Genomic DNA, 18,223 nt, shown 5'->3' on the forward strand with positions numbered 1-18,223 from the left:
AAAGACAACATGTTGTCAACAGTAGCCGATCCCCCTCAGGCGGGAGAGTCGACGTTTGTCTTACGAACCCAGAAATCACAGGCCTGCGGACGGCTGGGCCTGGGAGGGTGGGGTGATGGGCGTGCGTGAGTTGACGTTGGACGACTGGGCCGGGTTGTGGCCGTTGGTGAAGGGCTTCGGCACCGAGTTCTCGGAGGTGGAGTCGCGGGGGTACTTCGAGGAGTTGGTCGGGGATCCGCTCTGGGTGGCGTTGGGGTACGACGACGGCAGTGAGTTGATCGGGTACGCCGCGGTACAGAACTACGGAACGCACTTACGGGCAGGCCGACGGCACCACGGGCGGTTGCACGATCTGTATGTCCTGCCGACGCGCCGGCGGACCGGAGTCGGACGCGCTCTGATGGAAGCGGTCGCGGACTGGGCCTCCACCCGCGTGCGCCACCTCGAATGGCAGGGCCACCACGAACGAGCCGCGCCGTTCTACGAGGCCCTCGGCTACCACGGCCAACCGTGCCCCCAGCCCGACTACCCAACCTTCGAGATCGACTTCGGCAAGTAGTCCCGTCCTGGTTCGACGCGGAGGAGGGTGAGGCCGGCGAGGGCGGTTGCGGCGGCGGCGAGGGGCAGGGCGTGGTGGATGTCAAGGGCGGCGAGGAGGTTCGTCGACGCGATCAGCGGGACGGTCTGGACCAGGGACAGCAGGGATTGCAGCCGGGTCAGGTGGGATCGCGGCGTACTGCGGACGAACACCGGCGCGAGGTGTGACGTGAAGAGTCCGACGCCGACGCCCTGCGTGAGGGTGGCGCCGACGGCCAGCGGGACCGACGGTGCGACCGTGAGGGCCGCGATGCCGATCGCGGCGACAAGGCAGCCGATACCGCCGGTCAGGCCGGGGCGGTCGAATGTCCCGAAGCGGGCGACGAGGACCGTCACGAGCAGCCCGCCGCAAACGTTGCCCGCCACAACAAATCCCGCTTGGCCGGCCGCCCAACCGTTCGAGCGGGCCAGCAGCGGCACGCACAGCGACGTCACCGGTAGGACGAACGCCGCGACCAGCGCGACAACGGCCAGCACCATCCGCAGTACGGGATCTCCGACGGCGACCCGCAATCCGTCCAGGGCCTCGCGGACGACGGACTGGCGATCACGTTGCGTAGGGCTCACGTCGTACGGCGGTCTGAGCACGAGCAGTACGAAGAACTGCACCGCGAACGTCAGCCCGTCGAGCACGAGTGCCCCGATCAGCCCGATCGTCGCGACGAGCAGCCCGCTGAGCGGTCCGCCCGCGAGCGTGATGAGCTGGGTGGCCGACGTACGCTGAGCCATTGCCCTGGGCAATTGATCGTCGGGCACGAACAGTCGCGGCAGCACGCCCGCGGCCGGAAGGGCGAACGCGTCGACCGTCCCGACCACCACCGCGATCGTCAGCAGCAGACCGGCCGAGCTCCCGCGGATCCCGACCGCGACCGCCAGCAGGAAGCAGGCGGTGCCGACGGTCGCGCCGCACGCGAGCAGCAGCCGGCGCGGACCGATCCGGTCGCCGAGGACGCCGCCGAGCAGGAGGAGTACGGCGCGGGGCAGCGTGAATCCGGTCAGCACGAGCGCGGCGACCCGCGGCCCGATGCCCGTCGCCGCCCAGCCGAGCGCGAAGAACAGCGCCGTGTCGCCGAGGACCGAGAGTGTGGAGCCTGCCAGCCAGCCGTAGTAGGCCCGGTTCACCCGTCCAGCCGGACAGGCATGACGAGCGTGGTGAACGTGCCCTGATCAGCCGACCGTACGACGACCGGGCGGCTGGGCTCGCAGATCTCGAGCAGCACGTCCGGCCCGACACTCGCCTCCAGCGCGGCGGCCAGCATACTCGCGGTGAACCCGATCCGCACCGAACCCGAACCGATCGCGTCGAGCTTCGCCTCCGCACCGATCCGCAGGCTCTCAGAGTCGATGTCGAAGGCAACAACATCCCGCCCGACGAGCACGTCCAGCAGCCCGGTCCGATCCACCACCACCCGGCAGACCGGCGGCGTCAACCCGTCCAGGATCTGCTGGTACGCCGGATACTCCGCATCAACCACCGCCAACTCACGCGACTCGTCGCCCCGCACCAGCACGAGCCCGCCGTCAACCTCCACGCGTACGACGTCCCCCGCCGCGGCCCACCGACTGACCCGCGCGAGCTCGTCCGCCCTCACCAAGACCCGCCCGGCCACCCCGCCGAACTCCACTGGCCGAACCGTCCGCACCGCCAATCGATACCGGTCCGTCGCAACGAACGTGATCTCGTCGGGCGACAACTCGATCAGCACGCAGTCCAGCCCGGCGTACTCATCCGTCGCGGCCGCGGTCGGTGCTACCTGGCGGATCGCGCTGGCCAGCTCAGGGCCTCCCAGTACCGCGGTTGTTCGGTGCGAGAGCAGTTGGGTGAGCAGCCGGTTGGCGGCTGTCCTGGTGGCGGTGGACTTGGCTTCCAGCGTGCGCAGGTGGGCGCGGACCAGCTCCGCGACGTCGGCCGGGTCGGCGTCCAGTGCGATGCGGACCTCGGGGAGCGGAAGGTCGATCTCGCGGAGGTCGCGGAGCAGGCGGGCTCGGGGTTGCTGGGACCGGTCGTAGTACCGGTAGCCGTTCGCCGCGTCGACCTCCGCGGGTTGCAGAACCCCGCAGTCGTCGTAGAACCGCAGGGCACTCGGCGCCAGCCCCACCACCCGCGCAAACTCACTGATCGTCAGCCTCATGGGCCCGACCCTGATCCCTGAAGCAACTCGAAGGTCAACTCCGGAGCCGGCCCCACAGGCTGAGGGTCTTGCCGAAGCGTTCACCGCGGATCCAGTCGAGGATGCCGCGGGCCACGCGATCCGGCGAGAGGTCGCCGCGGACGGAGCGCGGGACACGGGTCCGGAGCTCGGCCGCGTCGGCGAGGGCGTCGGCGATCTGGTCCTCGGCCCAGCCGCGGAGCGCGAGGCGCTTGCGGCGAATGGCGTCGGGGCAGTCGAGGTGCAGCCAGCGGCCCTCGGGGAGCTCGGCAGGCAGCAGCGGAGAGAGCAGCAGCACCGGAATGCCGGACCGCCGGATCAGCTCGGTGATCCGCAACCAGAGCGCGTTGTACGCCGGCCAGATCGGCGCCGCGGTCGGGCTCGCGATGTCGATCCCGAGCAGCCGTCCGTTGTCGTCCAGCAGCTCGTCCATGTCCATCACGACCAGATTCCCCGGGCTGAGCCGCACCAGCTCCGGCACCACTGTCGACTTCCCCGACCCAGGTGCCCCTGTCACCACGAACATCCTCGTCACAGCACTAGTGTCGCGCGAGTGGTCACGCTTTAGCGATGGTGGTGTCCAGGTGCGTGCATCGGGGTGCTTGAGGGGCGTGCCTGGGCGCAGCAGCGCCAAGCGTGACCAGTCGCGCGACACTCAGTGCGGTCATTGCACCAAAAGGCGCATGGGAGGTCGTGCCTCGCCGGTAATCGTGGGTAGTCCGCTCAGGCCGGGGGTGACCGATCCGAGGACGCTGGAGTGCGCTGCGCCGGTGCAGCTCGGCACTGTCCCGCCGAGCCCGTGCACGCTCAGGAACCCGAGTACGGCGAACGCGTACGCCTCCTTCGCCGCCGACGGCATACCCAGCTCGTCGGTGGTCCGGACCGGAATCTCCAGCTCGTCCGCCAGCAGGTGCATCAGCGCCGGGTTCTGGATCCCGCCTCCCGATGCGACCACCTCCGTCCCGCCGTACCGCCGTACGGCGTCGGCGACCGTCCGGGCGGTCAGCGTGGTCACCGTGGCGACCAGGTCCTCCGCCGAGACCTCCGGGAGCCCCTCCATCGCCTTCGCCACGTACGCCAGGTTGAACAGCTCCTTCCCCGTCGACTTGGGCGCCGGCCGCGCGTAGTACGGCTCCGCCAGCAGCCGCCCGAGCAGCTCCTCGTGCACCTGACCCCGCGCCGCCATCACCCCGTCGGCATCGAACGGGCGCCCGGTCAGCTCCGTCACCACGGCGTCGATCAGCGCGTTCGCCGGACCGGTGTCGAAGGCAACCGGTTCGCCGTGGACGACGGTGATGTTCGCGATCCCGCCGAGATTCAGCGCCACCGGTACGCCGGGACGCCCGCGCAGCCACAGCACGTCGATGATGCTGACCAGCGGCGCACCCTGTCCGCCCGCCGCGACGTCCCGCGCCCGCAGATCGGACACAACCGGTACGCCGGTCGCCTCCGCGATCCACGCCGGCTGTCCGAGCTGCAGCGTCCCGCGCACCGCCCCGTCGTCGACCCAGTGGAACACCGTCTGCCCGTGCGACACGATCAGGTCCGCGTACCCACCGCACAGCTGCTCGACCGCCTGCTGGGCCACGGCGGCGAACGCCTGCCCGATCCCGGTGTCGAGCCGGCAGACCTGCTCGACCGTCGTCGATGCGGGCGGCAACGAGGCCGCGACCGCGGCCCGCAGGTCCGGTGGATACGGCTGGCTGAGCATGCCCAGCGGGGTCAGTACGAGCACGTCGCCGTCCAGCCGCAGATCCGCGGCAGCAGCGTCGATCGCGTCGTACGACGTCCCGGACATCAGCCCGATCACTCGCATACCAACTCCCGTCGATGGCGGTCGCAGCCTCCAGTTTCGTCCATGCCGCCCGGCTCCGCGAACCCGGGAAGCAACCCTCTGCGTACCGGCGGTGTTCTGCTTCGTAGAGCGATGATGGATCGGGGAGGGTGAATGGCCACACGTGGCGAGGACTTCGACGACTTCGTCCGGGGCAGCGCGACACGGCTGCTGCGGACCGCCGTACTGCTCACCGGTGACCGGGGAGTGGGCGAGGACCTGGTGCAAGAGACCTACGAACGGATCTACGTCCACTGGCCGCGGATCCGGACCGGGGCACCTGAGGCGTACGCCCGCAAGACCCTGACGAATCTGGCGGCGAACCGCTGGCGCAAACGCCAGCGCCGCCCGACCGAGGTCACGCTGATCGACGGCCACGACCACGACCGCCCGACGCCGGACGGTTCCGAGGCGTACGCCGTACGCCGCGAGCTGCTCGCCGCGTTGCAGGAGCTGGCGCCACGGCAGCGCGCCGTCATCGTGCTCCGGTACTACGACGACCTGACCGAGGCACAGACCGCGGAGGTCCTCGGATGCTCGGTCGGCACCGTGAAGAGCCAGACCTCGCGCGCCCTGGACCGGCTCCGCCTGATCACCGAACCTGCGATCCTGGAGGGACTGCGATGACCGAGACCCAGCTGAAGGAGCGGCTGACCGCCGACGTCGACGACGTCGAAGCCCCGGCGGACCTCGTCGACCGTGCCCGCGTCGGCGGCGCTCGTCGGCTGCGACGGCTCCGGTTGACCGCAGTCGCCGGGAGCTCGCTGGCCGTCGCCGCGATCGCCGTCCTGGCCGTCGCCGTATCTGGCGTTCGCGACCGGGCAGACCAGCCGCCGGTGGCGACGCCGACTCCGGCCACCACCACGCAGTGGACCGACCCGATCACCCCGAACCCGACAGATCGCTACGCGCCGCTGATGACAAAGTCCACCGGCGGCGACCTGGCCGGCGACGGCGCGTACCTGAAGGAGGTCCGCGCGACCTGGCACGACACACAGGTCAAGCAACGCGGCCACCTCATCGATCCCATCGCCGGAGACATCTGGGCGACGCTGCGCGGCGAACCAAGGATCTACTGGGCCGGGAACTCGCCGGCCGGCCGGATCGCGATCGTGGTGCAGCACTACCAGGCGCCGCGCCAGAAGGGCGATACCAAGTACGCGTTCAACGGCATCCACACCGCCGTCGCGATGCTGCGCGACGACGACCAGGGCCGGCCGAAGTTCGCCGGCTTCGTGGTCCCCTACGACGACACCGGCTTCCCCTACTTCGAGATCCGGGATCCCGGGAAGCCGAACTTCTTCGTCGTCGTCAGCATGGGCAAGCGGCTTGGCTGGGGCCTGTCGCCCGACAAAACCACGCCGTTCGTCTTCACGGACGGTGTCGCCGTGGCAGAGGTTCCGGCCGCTGTGATCACCCATGGATACATCAGTCCGCTCCCGGCGAGGTAGCCTGCCGACCTCTTGACACCGGGTTTCCCCCGATCGATGATCGGTGTCGCTATACCGGTTTATCTCCAGTCGCCGCCTTGGTTATTGCCCAGGCGGCGACGGGTACTTAACCGATATAGCGATCCGCCCACCTTTGACGAGGAGTCGATCGGATGAGTTCACAGCTCATGAAGCGAAGGACCCTGTTGTCAGCCCTGGCCGCCGGCACCGCCGCGGCCGCCACCGGTGCCGCGCTGCCCGCGGAGGCTCAGGCGTGCCGCCGCCGGGCGCAGAAGACCGGCCCGGTCACCGTCGCCTACATCGAGGTCAACGACCACAGCATGCTCAGCGCCGGCAAGTACACGCTGGCGAACGGCGGTGCGCAGGTCATCGACATCGCGGTGATCTTCGCGGCCAACATCAACTACGACGGCACGGCGGCGTACCTGTCCTTCAACCAGCAGGTCCAGAGCGTGCTCGACAACGTCGCCACGCAGGTCCGCCCGCTGCAACAGAAGGGCATCAAGGTCCTGCTGTCGATCCTCGGCAACCACCAGGGCGCCGGCTTCGCGAACTTCCCGAACCAGGCTGCCGCGGATGCGTTCGCGCAGCAGCTCGCCGACGCGGTCAACCAGTACGGCCTGGACGGCATCGACTTCGACGACGAATACGCCGAGTACGGTAACAACGGCACCAGCCAGCCGAACGACTTCTCGTTCGTCTACCTGGTCCAGGCCTTGCGCGCGAAGCTCCCGAACAAGCTGATCACGCTGTACGACATCGGCCCGGCCGCGGACCGCCTGTCCTACAACGGCCAAAGCATCGCCGAGACCTTCAACTACGCCTGGAACCCGTACTACGGCACGTGGGGCGTCCCCGCCGGACCGAGCGAGAAGTCGCGCCTCTCACCGGCCGCGATCTCCTACACCGACACCAGCTCTTCGACCGCCGCGAGCCTGGCCCAGCGAACGGTCAGCGAGGGGTACGGCGTCTTCCTCACGTACAACCTCACCGAGTCGGACACGTCGTCGTACATGACCGCCTTCACCCAGAAGCTGTACGGCAGCGCCACGGTCTACACACCTTGAAAACAACGGGATGGCCGACCCCCACAGGTCGGCCATCCCGTTCAGTCACTTGCTGAGGCCGCCGCCCTTGCCCTTGCGGTTGTCCGCCGCGGCCTGCACACGGCCCTCCAGCACCTCCGGCGAATCGGCGCGGCCCGCACCGTTGGTCACAGCGTTCGCGGCCGCGGTCTGGCCGTTCGTCCGAAGCCGGTCGATGACCTTCGCGACCTTCCGCTGGTCCGCCAACGCCTTGTCCGCAGCCAGGTCGTCCTTCGCCTTACCCCAAGCCATGCCAGCTCCCTCTCCTACGTGTGAGGCCTTCGCGACCTCCTGCTGATTTGCGATCCTAGGACGCGAAGAGGTCGTTGCCGGTTCCTCCCGAGTTCAGATTTCGTACTCCCAGCCTGGTTGCCAGTTGAACGGGGCAACGAGTAGTTCGGTCAGCGGCTTGCCGTTGCCCAGTAGGTGTTCGAACGCCCAGCGGTTGGCGGAGTGCGCGACGACGAGGACGGTCGCGTCGGCGTACCACCGCTTGACGTCGGCCAGGAACGACCGCGTCAGCTCGAGCACGTCGTCGTAGCTCTGACCGCCCGGGAACGGGGTGTGGACCCGGTCGACCCGTGGCTCGAGCGCATCCACCGGAGCACCGTTGAGCTCGCCGTAGTTGCACTCGCGCAACCTCCAGTCCTGGGCGCGCGGGACGGCCAGTCCCGACAACTCGACCGTCTGCACCGCGCGATGCAGGTCGGAGCTGAACACCACGTCGACGCCGGTCCGCCGCAGTCCCAGTTCGCGCGACTCGCTGCGCCCTCGCTCGGACAGCTCACCGGGCAGCCACCCGGTGGCGATCCCTCGTTCGTTGTCGACGGTGGTCGAGTGGGTCTCGTATATCAGCCTGGTCACAGGTCACAGCTAACCCGCTTTGCCTTCATTACCGGCGGGTATATACTCAAGTTACTCGTGAGTACAATGCTTAGGGGAACCTTGTGAGTCACTACAAGTCGAATCTGCGGGACATCGAGTTCAACCTGCTCGAGGTGCTGGGCCGGGGCAAGGTGCTCGGTCAGGGCCCGTACGCCGACATGGACGTCGACACCGCGCGTGAGGTGCTCGCGGAGGTCGACCGGCTGGCCAAGCACGAGCTGGCCGAGTCCTTCGCGGAGGCCGACCGGAATCCCCCGGTCTTCGACCCGGAGGCGCACGAGGTCCGGATGCCCGAGGCGTTCAAGAAGAGCTACCACGCTTACATGGACGCCGAGTGGTTCAAGCTCGAGCTGCCCGCCGAGCTCGGTGGCCAGCCGACGCCGCCGTCGCTGCGCTGGGCCGCCGCCGAGCTGGTGCTCGGCGCCAACCCGGCGGTGCACATGTACGCCGCCGGCCCGAACTTCGCCCACGTCCTGTGGCGCAACGGCATCGACCGGGACAAGAAGATCGCCCACCACATCATCGAGCGCGGCTGGGGCGCCACCATGGTGCTGACCGAGCCGGACGCCGGCTCCGACGTCGGCGCCGGTCGCACCAAGGCGACGCTGCAGGAGGACGGCAGCTGGCACCTCGAGGGCGTCAAGCGGTTCATCACCTCCGGCGAGCACGACCTGACCGAGAACATCATCCACCTGGTGCTCGCCCGTCCGCAGGGCGTCGACGGTGTCGGCGGTCCGGGTACGAAGGGCCTCAGCCTGTTCGTGGTGCCGAAGTACGACTTCGACCTGGAGACCGGTGAGCTGACGGGTGAGCGCAACGGCGCCTTCGTCACGAACGTCGAGAAGAAGATGGGCATCAAGGTCTCGACGACCTGCGAGATCACCTTCGGCGATGGCGTGCCCGCGAAGGGCTGGCTGCTCGGCGAGGTGCACGACGGCATCGCCCAGATGTTCCAGGTGATCGAGTACGCGCGGATGATGGTCGGCACCAAGGCGATCGCCACGCTGTCCAGCGGCTACCTGAACGCGCTCGAGTACGCGAAGGAGCGGGTGCAGGGCGCGGACATGACGCAGCCGGCCAAGGACGCGCCGCGCGTCACAATCACCCACCACCCCGATGTACGGCGCTCGCTCCTGACGCAGAAGGCGTACGCCGAGGCGCTGCGCGCGCTGGTGCTGTTCACGGCGACGTACCAGGACCGGGCCGAGCAGGCGCGGTACGCCGGCGAGCACGACGACCTCGCTGAGCGGGTCAACGACCTGCTGCTGCCGCTGGTGAAGGGCTACGGCTCGGAGAAGTCGTGGACGCTGCTCGGCACCGAGTCGCTGCAGACGTTCGGCGGCTCGGGCTTCCTCCAGGACTACCCGATCGAGCAGTACGTGCGGGACGCGAAGATCGACACGCTCTACGAGGGCACGACAGCCATCCAGGGCCAGGACCTGTTCTTCCGCAAGATCATCAAGGACCAGGGCACGGCGCTCGGCCACCTCGCCGAGAAGGTGCAGGCGTTCGTCGCCTCCGAGGCCGGCAACGGCCGGTTGAAGGAGGAGCGCGGGCTGCTCGCGAAGGGGCTCGAGGACACCCAGAAGATCCTGGGCATCATGGGGCAGGCCCTGATGGCCAGCAACCCGCAGGCGGAGAACGGCGACCCGCGCAACGTGTACAAGGTCGGCCTGAACACCTCGCGGCTGCTGTTCGTCCTCGGCGACGTGGTCTGCTCGTGGCTGATGCTCCGCCAGGCGGAGGTCGCGCTGGAGCGGCTCGGCGGCGAGCTTTCCCCCGCTGACCAGGACTTTTACACCGGCAAGGTCGCGGCCGCCCAATGGTTCGTCCGGAGCACGATGCCGTCGGTCCGGGCCGAGCGGATCAAGGCCGAGCTCACCGACCTCGACGTGATGGACCTGCCGGAGACGGCCTTCTGAGCCCCTCCGGCTCGGGTGCTTGCGCGGTCCGAGCCGGAGGTTTCCAGCTCGGGGCAGATTGATCTGCCCCGGGATGCCCCGCGATCTGCCCTGTTGTACAGCGGGGTGTTGTAGCAACGTTTCTGCCCTGCAACACCGCGACCCTGGCTTGGTCTCCCCTGTCCGAGCCAGGGCCGCGTCTAGGGCCTGTCTGATCCGGAACCAATTGGGGGGATGCGGCGTCCGTGTGAGTGTGTCCAGGTCGGGTGGTCGTAGGCTGTCGGCGATGTCCGCCCGTCTCATCTGCGCCCTGGTCGCGGCCTTGGCGTTCCTGCCGGTGCTGCCCGCGCACGCCGATACCCCGGAGTTGCCCGACCGCATCGCCGCGGCCTGGCGGACCGACCATCTCTCCGTGGACGAGCGACTGCGGGCGACGATGCCGGCCTCCGAGCTCGACCGGATCCGTGCCGCGATCCGCACCGCGGGTCTCCCGGTGTACGTCGCGCTCGTGCCGCAGTCGCCGTACATCCGGACCAACGGCTACGACCTGCCGACGTTGTTGCACGCGCGCATCGGCGAGCCTGGTGTGTACATCGTCGCGGTTGTCTACGACAACTACTGGTCGGACAACGCGGAGCTGTTCCGGCCGGCCGGGCTGCGTGGCCGCGACCTCTACAGCGTCAGGGCCGACGACAAGCAGGACTCCGAGGTCGTCAACGAGCGCCCGGCGCCGCAGGTCGTCCGGACGATCCAGCAGGCCTCGACGGCGTACGACGGTCGCCCGCTCCCGCAGGTGGCGGCCGGTGACCTGGAGCCGCCGCGGAGTGACGGCGGTCTGTCGGTGACGGACAAGGAGGACCGGTCCGCGTACGTCGGACTCGGGGCCGGCGCGGTGCTGGGGTTCGCGCTGGTTCTCTTCCTCGGCCTCCGCCGCCGGCGGCCCGCCAAGAGGGTGCGGCGGGAGCGCCGCGACGACGACCCACCGATCGAGGCGTGGGACGTGGAACTCAAGGCGGACGACAAGATCAAGCAGGCCGAGCGGGCCCTCGAGCGGCTCGACAAGCGCAGCAACAAGTCCACGAAGCAGCTCGACCAGCGCGACGACGCGTACCGCCGGCTGGACGCGGCGCGGACGCTCCGCGCGGATCAGCCGGAAGATCTGCTCGCGGCCGCCGGCGCGCTCGTACTCGCCCGGCAGGCCGAGCGCGTCGCCTCGGGAGCTGCCCTGCAGCCGCCGTGCTTCTTCAACCCGACGCACAATCCCGGGACGACCACAGTCGACTGGGAGGACGAGGTCGAAGTACCCGCGTGCCAGTCGTGTGTGAGCGTCATCCGGCGCGGCCGGACGCCGATCGGTCTGCGCGTGTGGAGCAAGTCCGGGCTGCTCGGTCACGACCGCAAGCAGGTGCCGTACTGGACGCTCGACCCGGAGGACAACCCCATGGTCGCGACCGGCTTCGGCGCACTGTCCGACGACCTGGCCGAGCGGATCGCGGTCCGATGAGGCGCCTCGTACTGTTGCTTCTGGCAACTGTCTTCGCGCTCACCGGCACGGCCCGGGCGGCAACGCCGACGGATCCCCGGGTCGCCGCGGCCACGGCCGCCTGGGCGAAGCAGGGACTGTACGTCGATCCCGACTTCGTCTCCATTGCCGATGGCAACGAGATGCTGCGGGTGATCTCGGCGGCGAAGATGCCTGTCTACGTTGCCGTCGTACCGACCGGGGACTGGTTCCCGGAGAAGGACGACGCCACGCTCCTCGCCGGCCGGTTGGCTGCCGCGAACGGGAAGCCGGGCGTGTACGTCGTGATGGACGGCGACACGACGTACGGGGTCGCGCACGAAGTCGCGGCGTACGCACCGGACGACACATGGCGGGAGAAGGACGAGACGCTCAGCGCCCAGCTCTCGGCGTACCTCTCCAATGTGGAGCTGGACGCGCGCTACTCGCCCGAGCCGGCCCGGACCGAGCCAGTGCCGACCGAGCCGGAGTCGTCGTACCCGGACGAACGGTTCACCGTCGGCAAGGCGATCGGGAACGGTCTCGGCGGCGGCGCGCTCGGGATGATCGGCGGCGGCATCCTCGCCGGACTCGTGTTGATCGTGGCGGCGATCGCCGCCCGACGTCGGAAGGGAACCTCGTGAAGGGCCTCTTGAGCTGCTTGGCGGCTTTGGTGTTGATGGTCGCGGTCCCGGCCGAGGCCAGTGCGGCGCGGACGCCGGCGGAGCGGGCTCAGGAGATTGCGACCGCGCTGACCAAGGACCCGCTGTACATCGATCCGGCGTACGCGTCGGCGCTGCCGGAGAAGCTGCGGGCCGACGTACGGACCAAGGCGAAGGCGCTCGGATATCCGGTGTACACGATCGTCCTGCCGCTGACGCCGAGCGACGAGTTCCAGGGCCAGGAGAGCACGGTGCTCACCTTGGTGATGGATGCGCTACGCAAGCCGGGCCTGTTCGTCGTGGTCGACGGCGGGGATCGCTTCCCGTGGTACGAGGCGCGCGGCGTGCCGCAGGTCAGCGAGGACAAGCTGCAGGCGGCGCGCGAGCGTGCGCTGGACGACGAAGGGTACGACGCGGGGCCGACCGAGGTACTGGCCCGGATGTACGAGCTGCTGGCGGCGCCGGGAATTCCGTCGACCTCGCCTCGTCCGACTTCGGAGCCGACGCGGTCTTCCGCCCCCGATGCGGGCTCGGGTGGGCATGGTTGGGTCGTTGCGGTGTCGATCGTCGGCGCGCTCGTCGTACTGGTTCTGTTGGGGCTTGTGATCGGTCTGCGGCGCCGGGGGCCCGAACGTTCGAAGGCGTTCCGGATCCCGCCGCATGTCGCTGCGACGGTCGCGGCCGAGCGACGCCGGCGGCTGGAGCGCGACACGACGGCCGAGCTGACGACGCTGGGCACCAAGCTGGCGGCGTTGCCCACTACTGAGGGGCCTGGGTTGCAGCATCAGCAGGCTGCCCTCGACGACCACGCGGCGGCCGGGAAGGTGCTCGACTCCTCGACGTCGTTGGTGGACCTGGTCGGGGCGATGGTGCTGCTGGACAAGGCCCGCCGGGAGTACGACGTGGCGGCGACGGGCCGCGCTGACGCCGTACCGGATCTGTGCGCCTTCAACCCGCTGCACGGACGGTCGTCCGGCAAACCCACTCAGGTGGAGGCCGACGGCACCACACTCACCCTGCCGCTGTGCACCGACTGCCGCCGCGCGCTCAAGCGCGGCACCGCGCCGGCTTCGCTGCCCGGGGACGACGGGCCGTACTGGTACGACGACACGCTCTGGGCGCGCACCTTCTACGGCACCACCGGCGACGACCTGGCCGAAGCAGTCTCCCGCGGCGAGCTCCACCGCTGACCGTCCCTGAGTGAGGCTCAGGGACACGTCGGGGGATCTGCCTGATCCTGGGACCGGGCCGCGCCACCTACTGTCGAGGCGACAACGTGGGTGGGCTCGAGAAGAGGCGGACGATGGCGGAGAACAAGCAGCTCGGCGTGATCCTGCTGGTGGTGGCGGCCGGGCTGGCGTTCTGGCAGTTCGGGGACAAGGACTCCGACGACACGCACAAGATCGACGACAAGATCACTGCGGTGCACCTCGACGCCGAGCACTCCGACATCACCATCAAGGTGTCCGACGACGACAAGACCACCGTCCAGGAGCAGCGCAAGTACTGGTTCTGGAAGCACGGTGACGCGTACTCCGTGAACGACGGCGTGCTCAAGCTCGACGGCGACTGCGGCTGGCAGTGCAGCGCCGACTTCGAGATCACCGTCCCGCGCGGTACCAAGGTGACCGGCCAGAACGGCAGCGGCGACCTCGACCTGACCGGCGTCGCCGGCGTCGACGCCAAGTCCCGCTCCGGCAAGGTCGAACTCCGCGAGATCGACGGCGACGTGAACCTCGACGTCACCTCCGGCGACGTCTCCATCAGCGCCCTGACCGGCAAACTCGACGTCAAGGCCAACTCCGGCGACATCGAAGCCGCCGACCTCAAGGGCGGCCCCGTCAACGTCGAGACCTCGTCGGGAGACATGGAACTCCAACTCTCCGAACCCAACGACATCTCCGCCAAGGGCAGCAGCGGCGACATCGAGATCACCGCCCCCACCGGCGACTACAAGGTCACCACCAGCACCCGCACCGGCGACACCGAAGACAACCTCGGCAACAACACCAACGCCCCCCACACCATCACCGCCACCACAACCTCAGGCGACATAGAACTCCAATCCCGCTAACCGCGGGTGCTACGAGTCGCTCCCCATGGCGCCAGCTTCGGGCGCCCTTGGGCACGGGCAGTGGGGACCTTGAACAAGCTATGCCTTGTTCAAGGTCCCCGTGGGATGTCCGAGGTCGGGTTGGCTCGTCGCCGGCATGGGTGTGTGCCGTCGGCGCGGCCGGGTGCAGCCTCCGCGGCTCAGGAGCCGGGCGGGGGTTATTCCTTGATGTCGCGGTGGTGTTCTTCTACTACGCGGTATTCCTCTTCGATGGCCGGGTCGATGGCGTCGGTTTCTACGCGGCGGCGGCGGTTGGTGATGTAGAAGGAGAGGAGGATACCGGCGAGGCCGGCCAGCAGGAGGATGTAGCCGACGACCTGCAGGTTGACCGCGTCCCAGGTGTCACGGACCGCGAACGCGAGTACGCCGCCGACCACCATCAAGAAGATCCCGACACCGATGCTCATCTGAGCCTCCCAGTCAGTCGTTCTGCACCTACGACGCTACCCGGTTCTGGCGCCGGACCCCATCGTGGCGAGTGTCTGTTCCGCCACCACGTCTCTGTACCCACACCAAACCGCCCGAACCGGCGACGGCCGGCTCGAGAAACTACTTGCTTCCGGACAGGACCAGTTCGATGCGCGCGGGCCCGTCGGGAGTGATACGGATCGGGACACCCCAGTCCTGCCGGTGCATGTGACACGCCGGGAACTCGACCTCGGCGGAGTCGTCGCACGACGCGGCCTGTACGGCGACGTGGAGGACACCGGAGCCGGCGTGTTGATCCAGGACCAGCCGGCGACCCAGCTCGGTGGAGTCGCCTGCGCCCTCGCGCAACAAACTCTCCGGGGTCGCGGAGACCAGCAGACGGGTGGACGGGCCGTAGCGGGTGTCGAGCTTCTGCCCCGGCGGCGGGGTGAAGACTACCTCCAGCGTGACCTCGCCGGCCGCCACGTCCATCGGCGGGCGCTGAGTCTGCGTACTGAACTCGTCCGCGATCGCCGACGCGCCCAACGGCACGCGAGTCAGGCGATGGGCAGCCGACTCGACGACCAGCAGTTCGTTGCCCACGACAACAGCACCGCTGGGCTCGGCCAGCCCGGTCGCCATCGTCTCGACCACCTCGGCGCGCGGGTCGTACCGGCGGACGGCGCCGTTGTACGTGTCGGCGATCGCGATCGACCCATCCGGGAGAACCGTCACCCCGAGCGGGTGCTGCAGCAGCGCCTCGCTCGCCTTCCCGTCCCGCAACCCGAAGTCGAAGAGCCCGGTCCCGACCGCAGTGTGCACGGAAGTGTCGATCCACCTCAGCGCGGAGATCTCGGAGTCGGCCAGCCACAGCCGCTCGCCGTCCGCCGCGAGCCCGCTCGTCTGCGCGAACCATGCCTCCGCAAGCGGCCCGTCCTTCAACCCCTCGTTGGTCGTACCCGCGGCAACCTCGGTCACCTGTGTGAACGGGTCATAGGTCCACAGCTGGTGTACGCCGGCCATCGCGATCCACACCTTGTCGCCCCACCACGCAACGTCCCACGGCGAGCTGAGTACGTCGGTGCCGTCACCGTCCATCCACTGCTTGCCGGTGCCGACCAGCGTCCGCACCTGACCATCGGACAGCGAGATCCCTCGCAGCGCATGGTTGACGGTGTCCGCCACCACCACGTCGTACCCGAGGCGGCCAGCGACGTCGGCCGGCAGAACCACCAACCCGTTCGGCTCCGAGAACCGGGAAACGGAGGCGGCACCGTCGACGAAACCACGCTCACCGGTCCCGATCCGCCGTACGACGGTGGTCGCGTCCGCGGCGAGCTCCACGATGCTGTGATTGCCGGCGTCCGCGACGAGCAACCCGTTGTCTAGAGCAACGACCTTCGCGGGGAAGCGCAGGTCGGTGGGCTCGGGTACGGGCGCGACGTACGGCGACTTGCCGCGGGTCAGGGTCCCAGCCGCCTCGTGCTCGGCCACCAACTCGGCGAGCAGGGCGTCCAACGCGTGCGCGTGCCCCTCGCCGGAGTACTGCGCGACGATATACCCGTTCGGATCTACCAGGACGAGGGTCGGCCACGCGCGGGCGGTGTAGTTCTGCCAGGTGATCAGCTCCGGGTCGTCGAGCACGGGGTGCCCCACCTCGTACCGCTCGACGGCAGCCCGGACCGCAGCCTCTTCGCCCTCGTGTGCGAACTTCGGCGAGTGCACCCCGACGATCACCAGCGCATCGCCGTACTTCTCCTCCAACGGCCGCAACTCGTCCAGCACGTGCAGGCAGTTGATACAGCAGAACGCCCAGAAGTCCAGCAACAGAAAGCGTCCCCGGAAGTCAGCGAGCGACAACTCCTGACCACCCGTGTTCAACCAACCCCGACCCCGCAACTCCGGCGCGCGCACATGCATGGCCCCATTGTCCGCCGCCGCTCAACACGGTCCGCCACGGGCCCGGCGGCTGAGATCAGAGCGGCAGGATCAGCGTGTCCGTCAGGAGTTTGGCGGTCTTTCGCAGGGTTGCCGGGGAGGAGGAGAGGTCGGTGGCCAGGGCGTAGGGGGTGAGGATCTCGCCGGGGCCGACCAGGCGGTGGCGGTGGGCGAGCAGCCAGACGATGGCGCGAGGCCAGGTGGAGAGGCGGGCTTTGGCCAGGAGGTCGGGGGCGTCGCGGACCAGGCGCTCGGCGATGTCGAACGCGTCCGGCGCGTACGCCGTACCCAGGGTTTCGCCGGCCATCAGCCAGGCATGCGGGGCTAGGACGGAAAGCGTGGCGGCCTGGGAATTGTCCAGGCCGCGGAGGTCCGGTTGGGGTGGGGAACCTAGGCCCGCCAGGGCTCGGTAAGCGTCTTCCAAGTCGTTCGTCGTGTCGTCGAGAAAGACTCGCTCGCCGGGCTTCGAGCCGACCGGGTCGATCATCGCCGCGGCTTCCAGAGCGGGCTGCCAGACGTCCACGGCGTCGACAGCCTCGTCGACGGCGTCCAGCGGCAACTGTGTCTGCTCACCGGCGAATGCGAGCCAGGCCTTCACCACAACGGGAACCGCGTCGAAATACGTGCTGTCGGCAAGGACCTTGCGAGGCAACCAATGCGCAAGGAAAAGCTCGACGAGCACGGCGCTGACGCGCAGCGGGCCGCCGACGGTGTGGTCGACCGCGTGGTCGATCCACAGGCGGGCGATGTCCGCAGCGTCAGCCGGCAACGGCGGCGCGGACCCGAGGAACTCCTCGACGAGTCCGTCGCGCTGTCGCGGGGACAGCAACGCCCGGATCGGCGGGCGGATCGGGCGCTCCGGCAACTGGGTCAGCCGATTCACCAACAGGCCGGTGAAGAACTCGAAGTCCTCGCTGACCGGCGGATCGTCGTAGTCGCGGGTCTCCCCCAGCGCCTGCAGGATGATCCCGGCCGCGGTCGACGGCCGCACGGTCCGGATCGTCACCCGGCCGCCGCGCTGGTACGCCTCGAGCACACGGTCCACCGGCGGCCCGACGAACACGTCCTTCACGATCGCGCCGAGGTTGTTGTCGATGAACACCACCACGGTGTGCGGATGCTGCTCGTCGTCGTAGTCCAGCACGACACTCAGGCCGTCGCCGGTGATGTCCTCGGACACGATCGCGCTGGTCAGCCGGAACCCGGCGATCCTGGTCACCCACTCGGGCACCGAGTCCTGCGTCCGCAGGCGCGAGACATGGGCCCGCTGCAACGGCAGCCGCCCGGCCGGACCGACCGTCCGGGCCAGACTCGTCAGCAGGACGAAGGATTCGAGGTCACGGCGCTCGCCGAGCACCCGCGCGGCGTCGGCCCAGAAGAACCGCTCCACCTCGCCGATCTCGTCCGGACGCCCGGCCGGCCAGAGCTGGTCCGCGAGCATCGCGGCCGAGCGGGCCACCGACGCCTCGGCGATCACCGGATGCAGCGCGGCCGGCACCGCGGCCAGGTCGAGGGCGAGCGTCTCGAGCAGGGTCTCCAGCACGGCGACGCTCGGCGTGGTGTCGACATCGACACCCACCGTCGGCCCGTGCGACTCGCCGGGATCGGAGCCGACGAGCCGCAAGTGGCTGCGCCGTCCGTCCCGTCCACGTGGAGACTTGGTCACCTTCGTGAGATTACCGTCCGGAGCCGGTCCAC

At 69.0% G+C, this 18,223-nt stretch carries 18 protein-coding genes; 9 read left to right on the forward strand and 9 right to left on the reverse strand.

Features of this window, described 5'->3' with window-relative positions:
* The first annotated feature begins 115 nt into the window (after positions 1–115).
* Positions 116–559, forward strand: a complete 444-nt coding sequence (locus ACIA58_RS05085; RefSeq protein WP_396402290.1) for a GNAT family N-acetyltransferase — start codon at positions 116–118, stop codon at positions 557–559.
* Here the strand turns inward: ACIA58_RS05085 and ACIA58_RS05090 are convergent.
* From ACIA58_RS05090 to ACIA58_RS05105, 4 genes are all read right to left on the reverse strand, one after another.
* The gene (locus ACIA58_RS05090; RefSeq protein WP_396402291.1) at positions 526–1,719 is read right to left on the reverse strand and encodes an MFS transporter; all 1,194 of its coding nucleotides are present in this window, start codon (positions 1,717–1,719) and stop codon (positions 526–528) included. The two genes, ACIA58_RS05085 and ACIA58_RS05090, sit on opposite strands and share 34 nt — an antisense overlap.
* On the reverse strand, positions 1,716–2,729 hold the full coding sequence (locus tag ACIA58_RS05095) for a MerR family transcriptional regulator (protein WP_396402292.1): 1,014 nt from the start codon (positions 2,727–2,729) through the stop codon (positions 1,716–1,718). Before ACIA58_RS05095 ends, ACIA58_RS05090 begins: the two co-directional genes overlap by 4 nt.
* Before the next feature lie 34 nt (positions 2,730–2,763).
* Positions 2,764–3,273, reverse strand: a complete 510-nt coding sequence (locus ACIA58_RS05100) for an AAA family ATPase (RefSeq protein ID WP_396403312.1) — start codon at positions 3,271–3,273, stop codon at positions 2,764–2,766.
* A gap of 138 nt (positions 3,274–3,411) precedes the next feature.
* A complete protein-coding gene (locus ACIA58_RS05105) occupies positions 3,412–4,563 on the reverse strand; it encodes an anhydro-N-acetylmuramic acid kinase (RefSeq protein ID WP_396402293.1) in 1,152 nt (383 codons plus the stop codon).
* 132 nt (positions 4,564–4,695) lie between these two features.
* Here ACIA58_RS05105 and ACIA58_RS05110 point away from each other — a divergent pair, with 132 nt between their 5' ends.
* The 3 genes from ACIA58_RS05110 to ACIA58_RS05120 all read left to right on the forward strand — a co-directional run bounded on the left by ACIA58_RS05110 (position 4,696) and on the right by ACIA58_RS05120 (position 7,099).
* Complete coding sequence (locus ACIA58_RS05110) at positions 4,696–5,208, forward strand: SigE family RNA polymerase sigma factor (RefSeq protein WP_396402294.1); 513 nt, start codon at positions 4,696–4,698, stop codon at positions 5,206–5,208.
* Positions 5,205–6,032, forward strand: a complete 828-nt coding sequence (locus tag ACIA58_RS05115; RefSeq protein WP_396402295.1) for a hypothetical protein — start codon at positions 5,205–5,207, stop codon at positions 6,030–6,032. The genes ACIA58_RS05110 and ACIA58_RS05115 overlap by 4 nt, the downstream gene beginning before the upstream one ends.
* A 152-nt stretch (positions 6,033–6,184) precedes the next feature.
* Entirely contained in the window at positions 6,185–7,099 is a 915-nt protein-coding gene (locus ACIA58_RS05120) for an endo-beta-N-acetylglucosaminidase H (RefSeq protein WP_396402296.1), read from the forward strand.
* A gap of 45 nt (positions 7,100–7,144) precedes the next feature.
* Here the strand turns inward: ACIA58_RS05120 and ACIA58_RS05125 are convergent, their stop codons facing one another.
* Both ACIA58_RS05125 and ACIA58_RS05130 read right to left on the reverse strand, forming a co-directional pair.
* Positions 7,145–7,369, reverse strand: a complete 225-nt coding sequence (locus tag ACIA58_RS05125; protein ID WP_396402297.1) for a hypothetical protein — start codon at positions 7,367–7,369, stop codon at positions 7,145–7,147.
* A 93-nt stretch (positions 7,370–7,462) separates the two neighbouring features.
* Positions 7,463–7,981, reverse strand: a complete 519-nt coding sequence (locus tag ACIA58_RS05130) for a histidine phosphatase family protein (RefSeq protein WP_396402298.1) — start codon at positions 7,979–7,981, stop codon at positions 7,463–7,465.
* Between the two features lie 83 nt (positions 7,982–8,064).
* Between ACIA58_RS05130 and ACIA58_RS05135 the strand changes: the two genes are divergently transcribed.
* From ACIA58_RS05135 to ACIA58_RS05155, 5 genes are all read left to right on the forward strand, one after another.
* On the forward strand, positions 8,065–9,924 hold the full coding sequence (locus ACIA58_RS05135) for an acyl-CoA dehydrogenase (protein WP_396402299.1): 1,860 nt from the start codon (positions 8,065–8,067) through the stop codon (positions 9,922–9,924).
* 265 nt (positions 9,925–10,189) lie between these two features.
* On the forward strand, positions 10,190–11,407 hold the full coding sequence (locus ACIA58_RS05140) for a hypothetical protein (RefSeq protein WP_396402300.1): 1,218 nt from the start codon (positions 10,190–10,192) through the stop codon (positions 11,405–11,407).
* Complete coding sequence (locus ACIA58_RS05145) at positions 11,404–12,048, forward strand: hypothetical protein (protein WP_396402301.1); 645 nt, start codon at positions 11,404–11,406, stop codon at positions 12,046–12,048. Before ACIA58_RS05140 ends, ACIA58_RS05145 begins: the two co-directional genes overlap by 4 nt.
* Positions 12,045–13,256 carry a hypothetical protein gene (locus ACIA58_RS05150; RefSeq protein ID WP_396402302.1) on the forward strand — a complete coding sequence of 404 codons (1,212 nt, stop codon included), beginning with the start codon at positions 12,045–12,047 and terminating at the stop codon, positions 13,254–13,256. Before ACIA58_RS05145 ends, ACIA58_RS05150 begins: the two co-directional genes overlap by 4 nt.
* A 113-nt stretch (positions 13,257–13,369) precedes the next feature.
* Positions 13,370–14,140 (forward strand): DUF4097 family beta strand repeat-containing protein, encoded by a 771-nt coding sequence (locus tag ACIA58_RS05155; protein ID WP_396402303.1) that lies wholly within the window; start codon positions 13,370–13,372, stop codon positions 14,138–14,140.
* A gap of 197 nt (positions 14,141–14,337) precedes the next feature.
* On the opposite strand, the gene ACIA58_RS05160 is transcribed toward ACIA58_RS05155, so the two are convergent.
* The 3 genes from ACIA58_RS05160 to ACIA58_RS05170 all read right to left on the reverse strand — a co-directional run bounded on the left by ACIA58_RS05160 (position 14,338) and on the right by ACIA58_RS05170 (position 18,191).
* The gene (locus ACIA58_RS05160) at positions 14,338–14,586 is read right to left on the reverse strand and encodes a DUF6458 family protein (RefSeq protein WP_396402304.1); all 249 of its coding nucleotides are present in this window, start codon (positions 14,584–14,586) and stop codon (positions 14,338–14,340) included.
* A gap of 142 nt (positions 14,587–14,728) precedes the next feature.
* Complete coding sequence (locus tag ACIA58_RS05165) at positions 14,729–16,507, reverse strand: NHL domain-containing thioredoxin family protein (protein WP_396402305.1); 1,779 nt, start codon at positions 16,505–16,507, stop codon at positions 14,729–14,731.
* Positions 16,508–16,562: 55 nt separating this feature from the next.
* On the reverse strand, positions 16,563–18,191 hold the full coding sequence (locus ACIA58_RS05170; RefSeq protein ID WP_396402306.1) for a hypothetical protein: 1,629 nt from the start codon (positions 18,189–18,191) through the stop codon (positions 16,563–16,565).
* Positions 18,192–18,223: the final 32 nt, after the last annotated feature.

Source organism: Kribbella sp. NPDC051586, from assembly GCF_044453965.1.
Classification (GTDB): domain Bacteria; phylum Actinomycetota; class Actinomycetes; order Propionibacteriales; family Kribbellaceae; genus Kribbella.

Coding starts and splice junctions, on each gene's coding strand:
- ACIA58_RS05085 (WP_396402290.1), top strand. CDS start 116: ATGGGCGTGCGTGAGTTGACGTTGGACGACTGGGCCGGGTTGTGGCCG.
- ACIA58_RS05095 (WP_396402292.1), bottom strand. CDS start 2,729: ATGAGGCTGACGATCAGTGAGTTTGCGCGGGTGGTGGGGCTGGCGCCG.
- ACIA58_RS05100 (WP_396403312.1), bottom strand. CDS start 3,273: ATGTTCGTGGTGACAGGGGCACCTGGGTCGGGGAAGTCGACAGTGGTG.
- ACIA58_RS05105 (WP_396402293.1), bottom strand. CDS start 4,563: ATGCGAGTGATCGGGCTGATGTCCGGGACGTCGTACGACGCGATCGAC.
- ACIA58_RS05110 (WP_396402294.1), top strand. CDS start 4,696: ATGGCCACACGTGGCGAGGACTTCGACGACTTCGTCCGGGGCAGCGCG.
- ACIA58_RS05115 (WP_396402295.1), top strand. CDS start 5,205: ATGACCGAGACCCAGCTGAAGGAGCGGCTGACCGCCGACGTCGACGAC.
- ACIA58_RS05120 (WP_396402296.1), top strand. CDS start 6,185: ATGAGTTCACAGCTCATGAAGCGAAGGACCCTGTTGTCAGCCCTGGCC.
- ACIA58_RS05125 (WP_396402297.1), bottom strand. CDS start 7,369: ATGGCTTGGGGTAAGGCGAAGGACGACCTGGCTGCGGACAAGGCGTTG.
- ACIA58_RS05140 (WP_396402300.1), top strand. CDS start 10,190: ATGTCCGCCCGTCTCATCTGCGCCCTGGTCGCGGCCTTGGCGTTCCTG.
- ACIA58_RS05145 (WP_396402301.1), top strand. CDS start 11,404: ATGAGGCGCCTCGTACTGTTGCTTCTGGCAACTGTCTTCGCGCTCACC.
- ACIA58_RS05155 (WP_396402303.1), top strand. CDS start 13,370: ATGGCGGAGAACAAGCAGCTCGGCGTGATCCTGCTGGTGGTGGCGGCC.
- ACIA58_RS05160 (WP_396402304.1), bottom strand. CDS start 14,586: ATGAGCATCGGTGTCGGGATCTTCTTGATGGTGGTCGGCGGCGTACTC.
- ACIA58_RS05165 (WP_396402305.1), bottom strand. CDS start 16,507: ATGCATGTGCGCGCGCCGGAGTTGCGGGGTCGGGGTTGGTTGAACACG.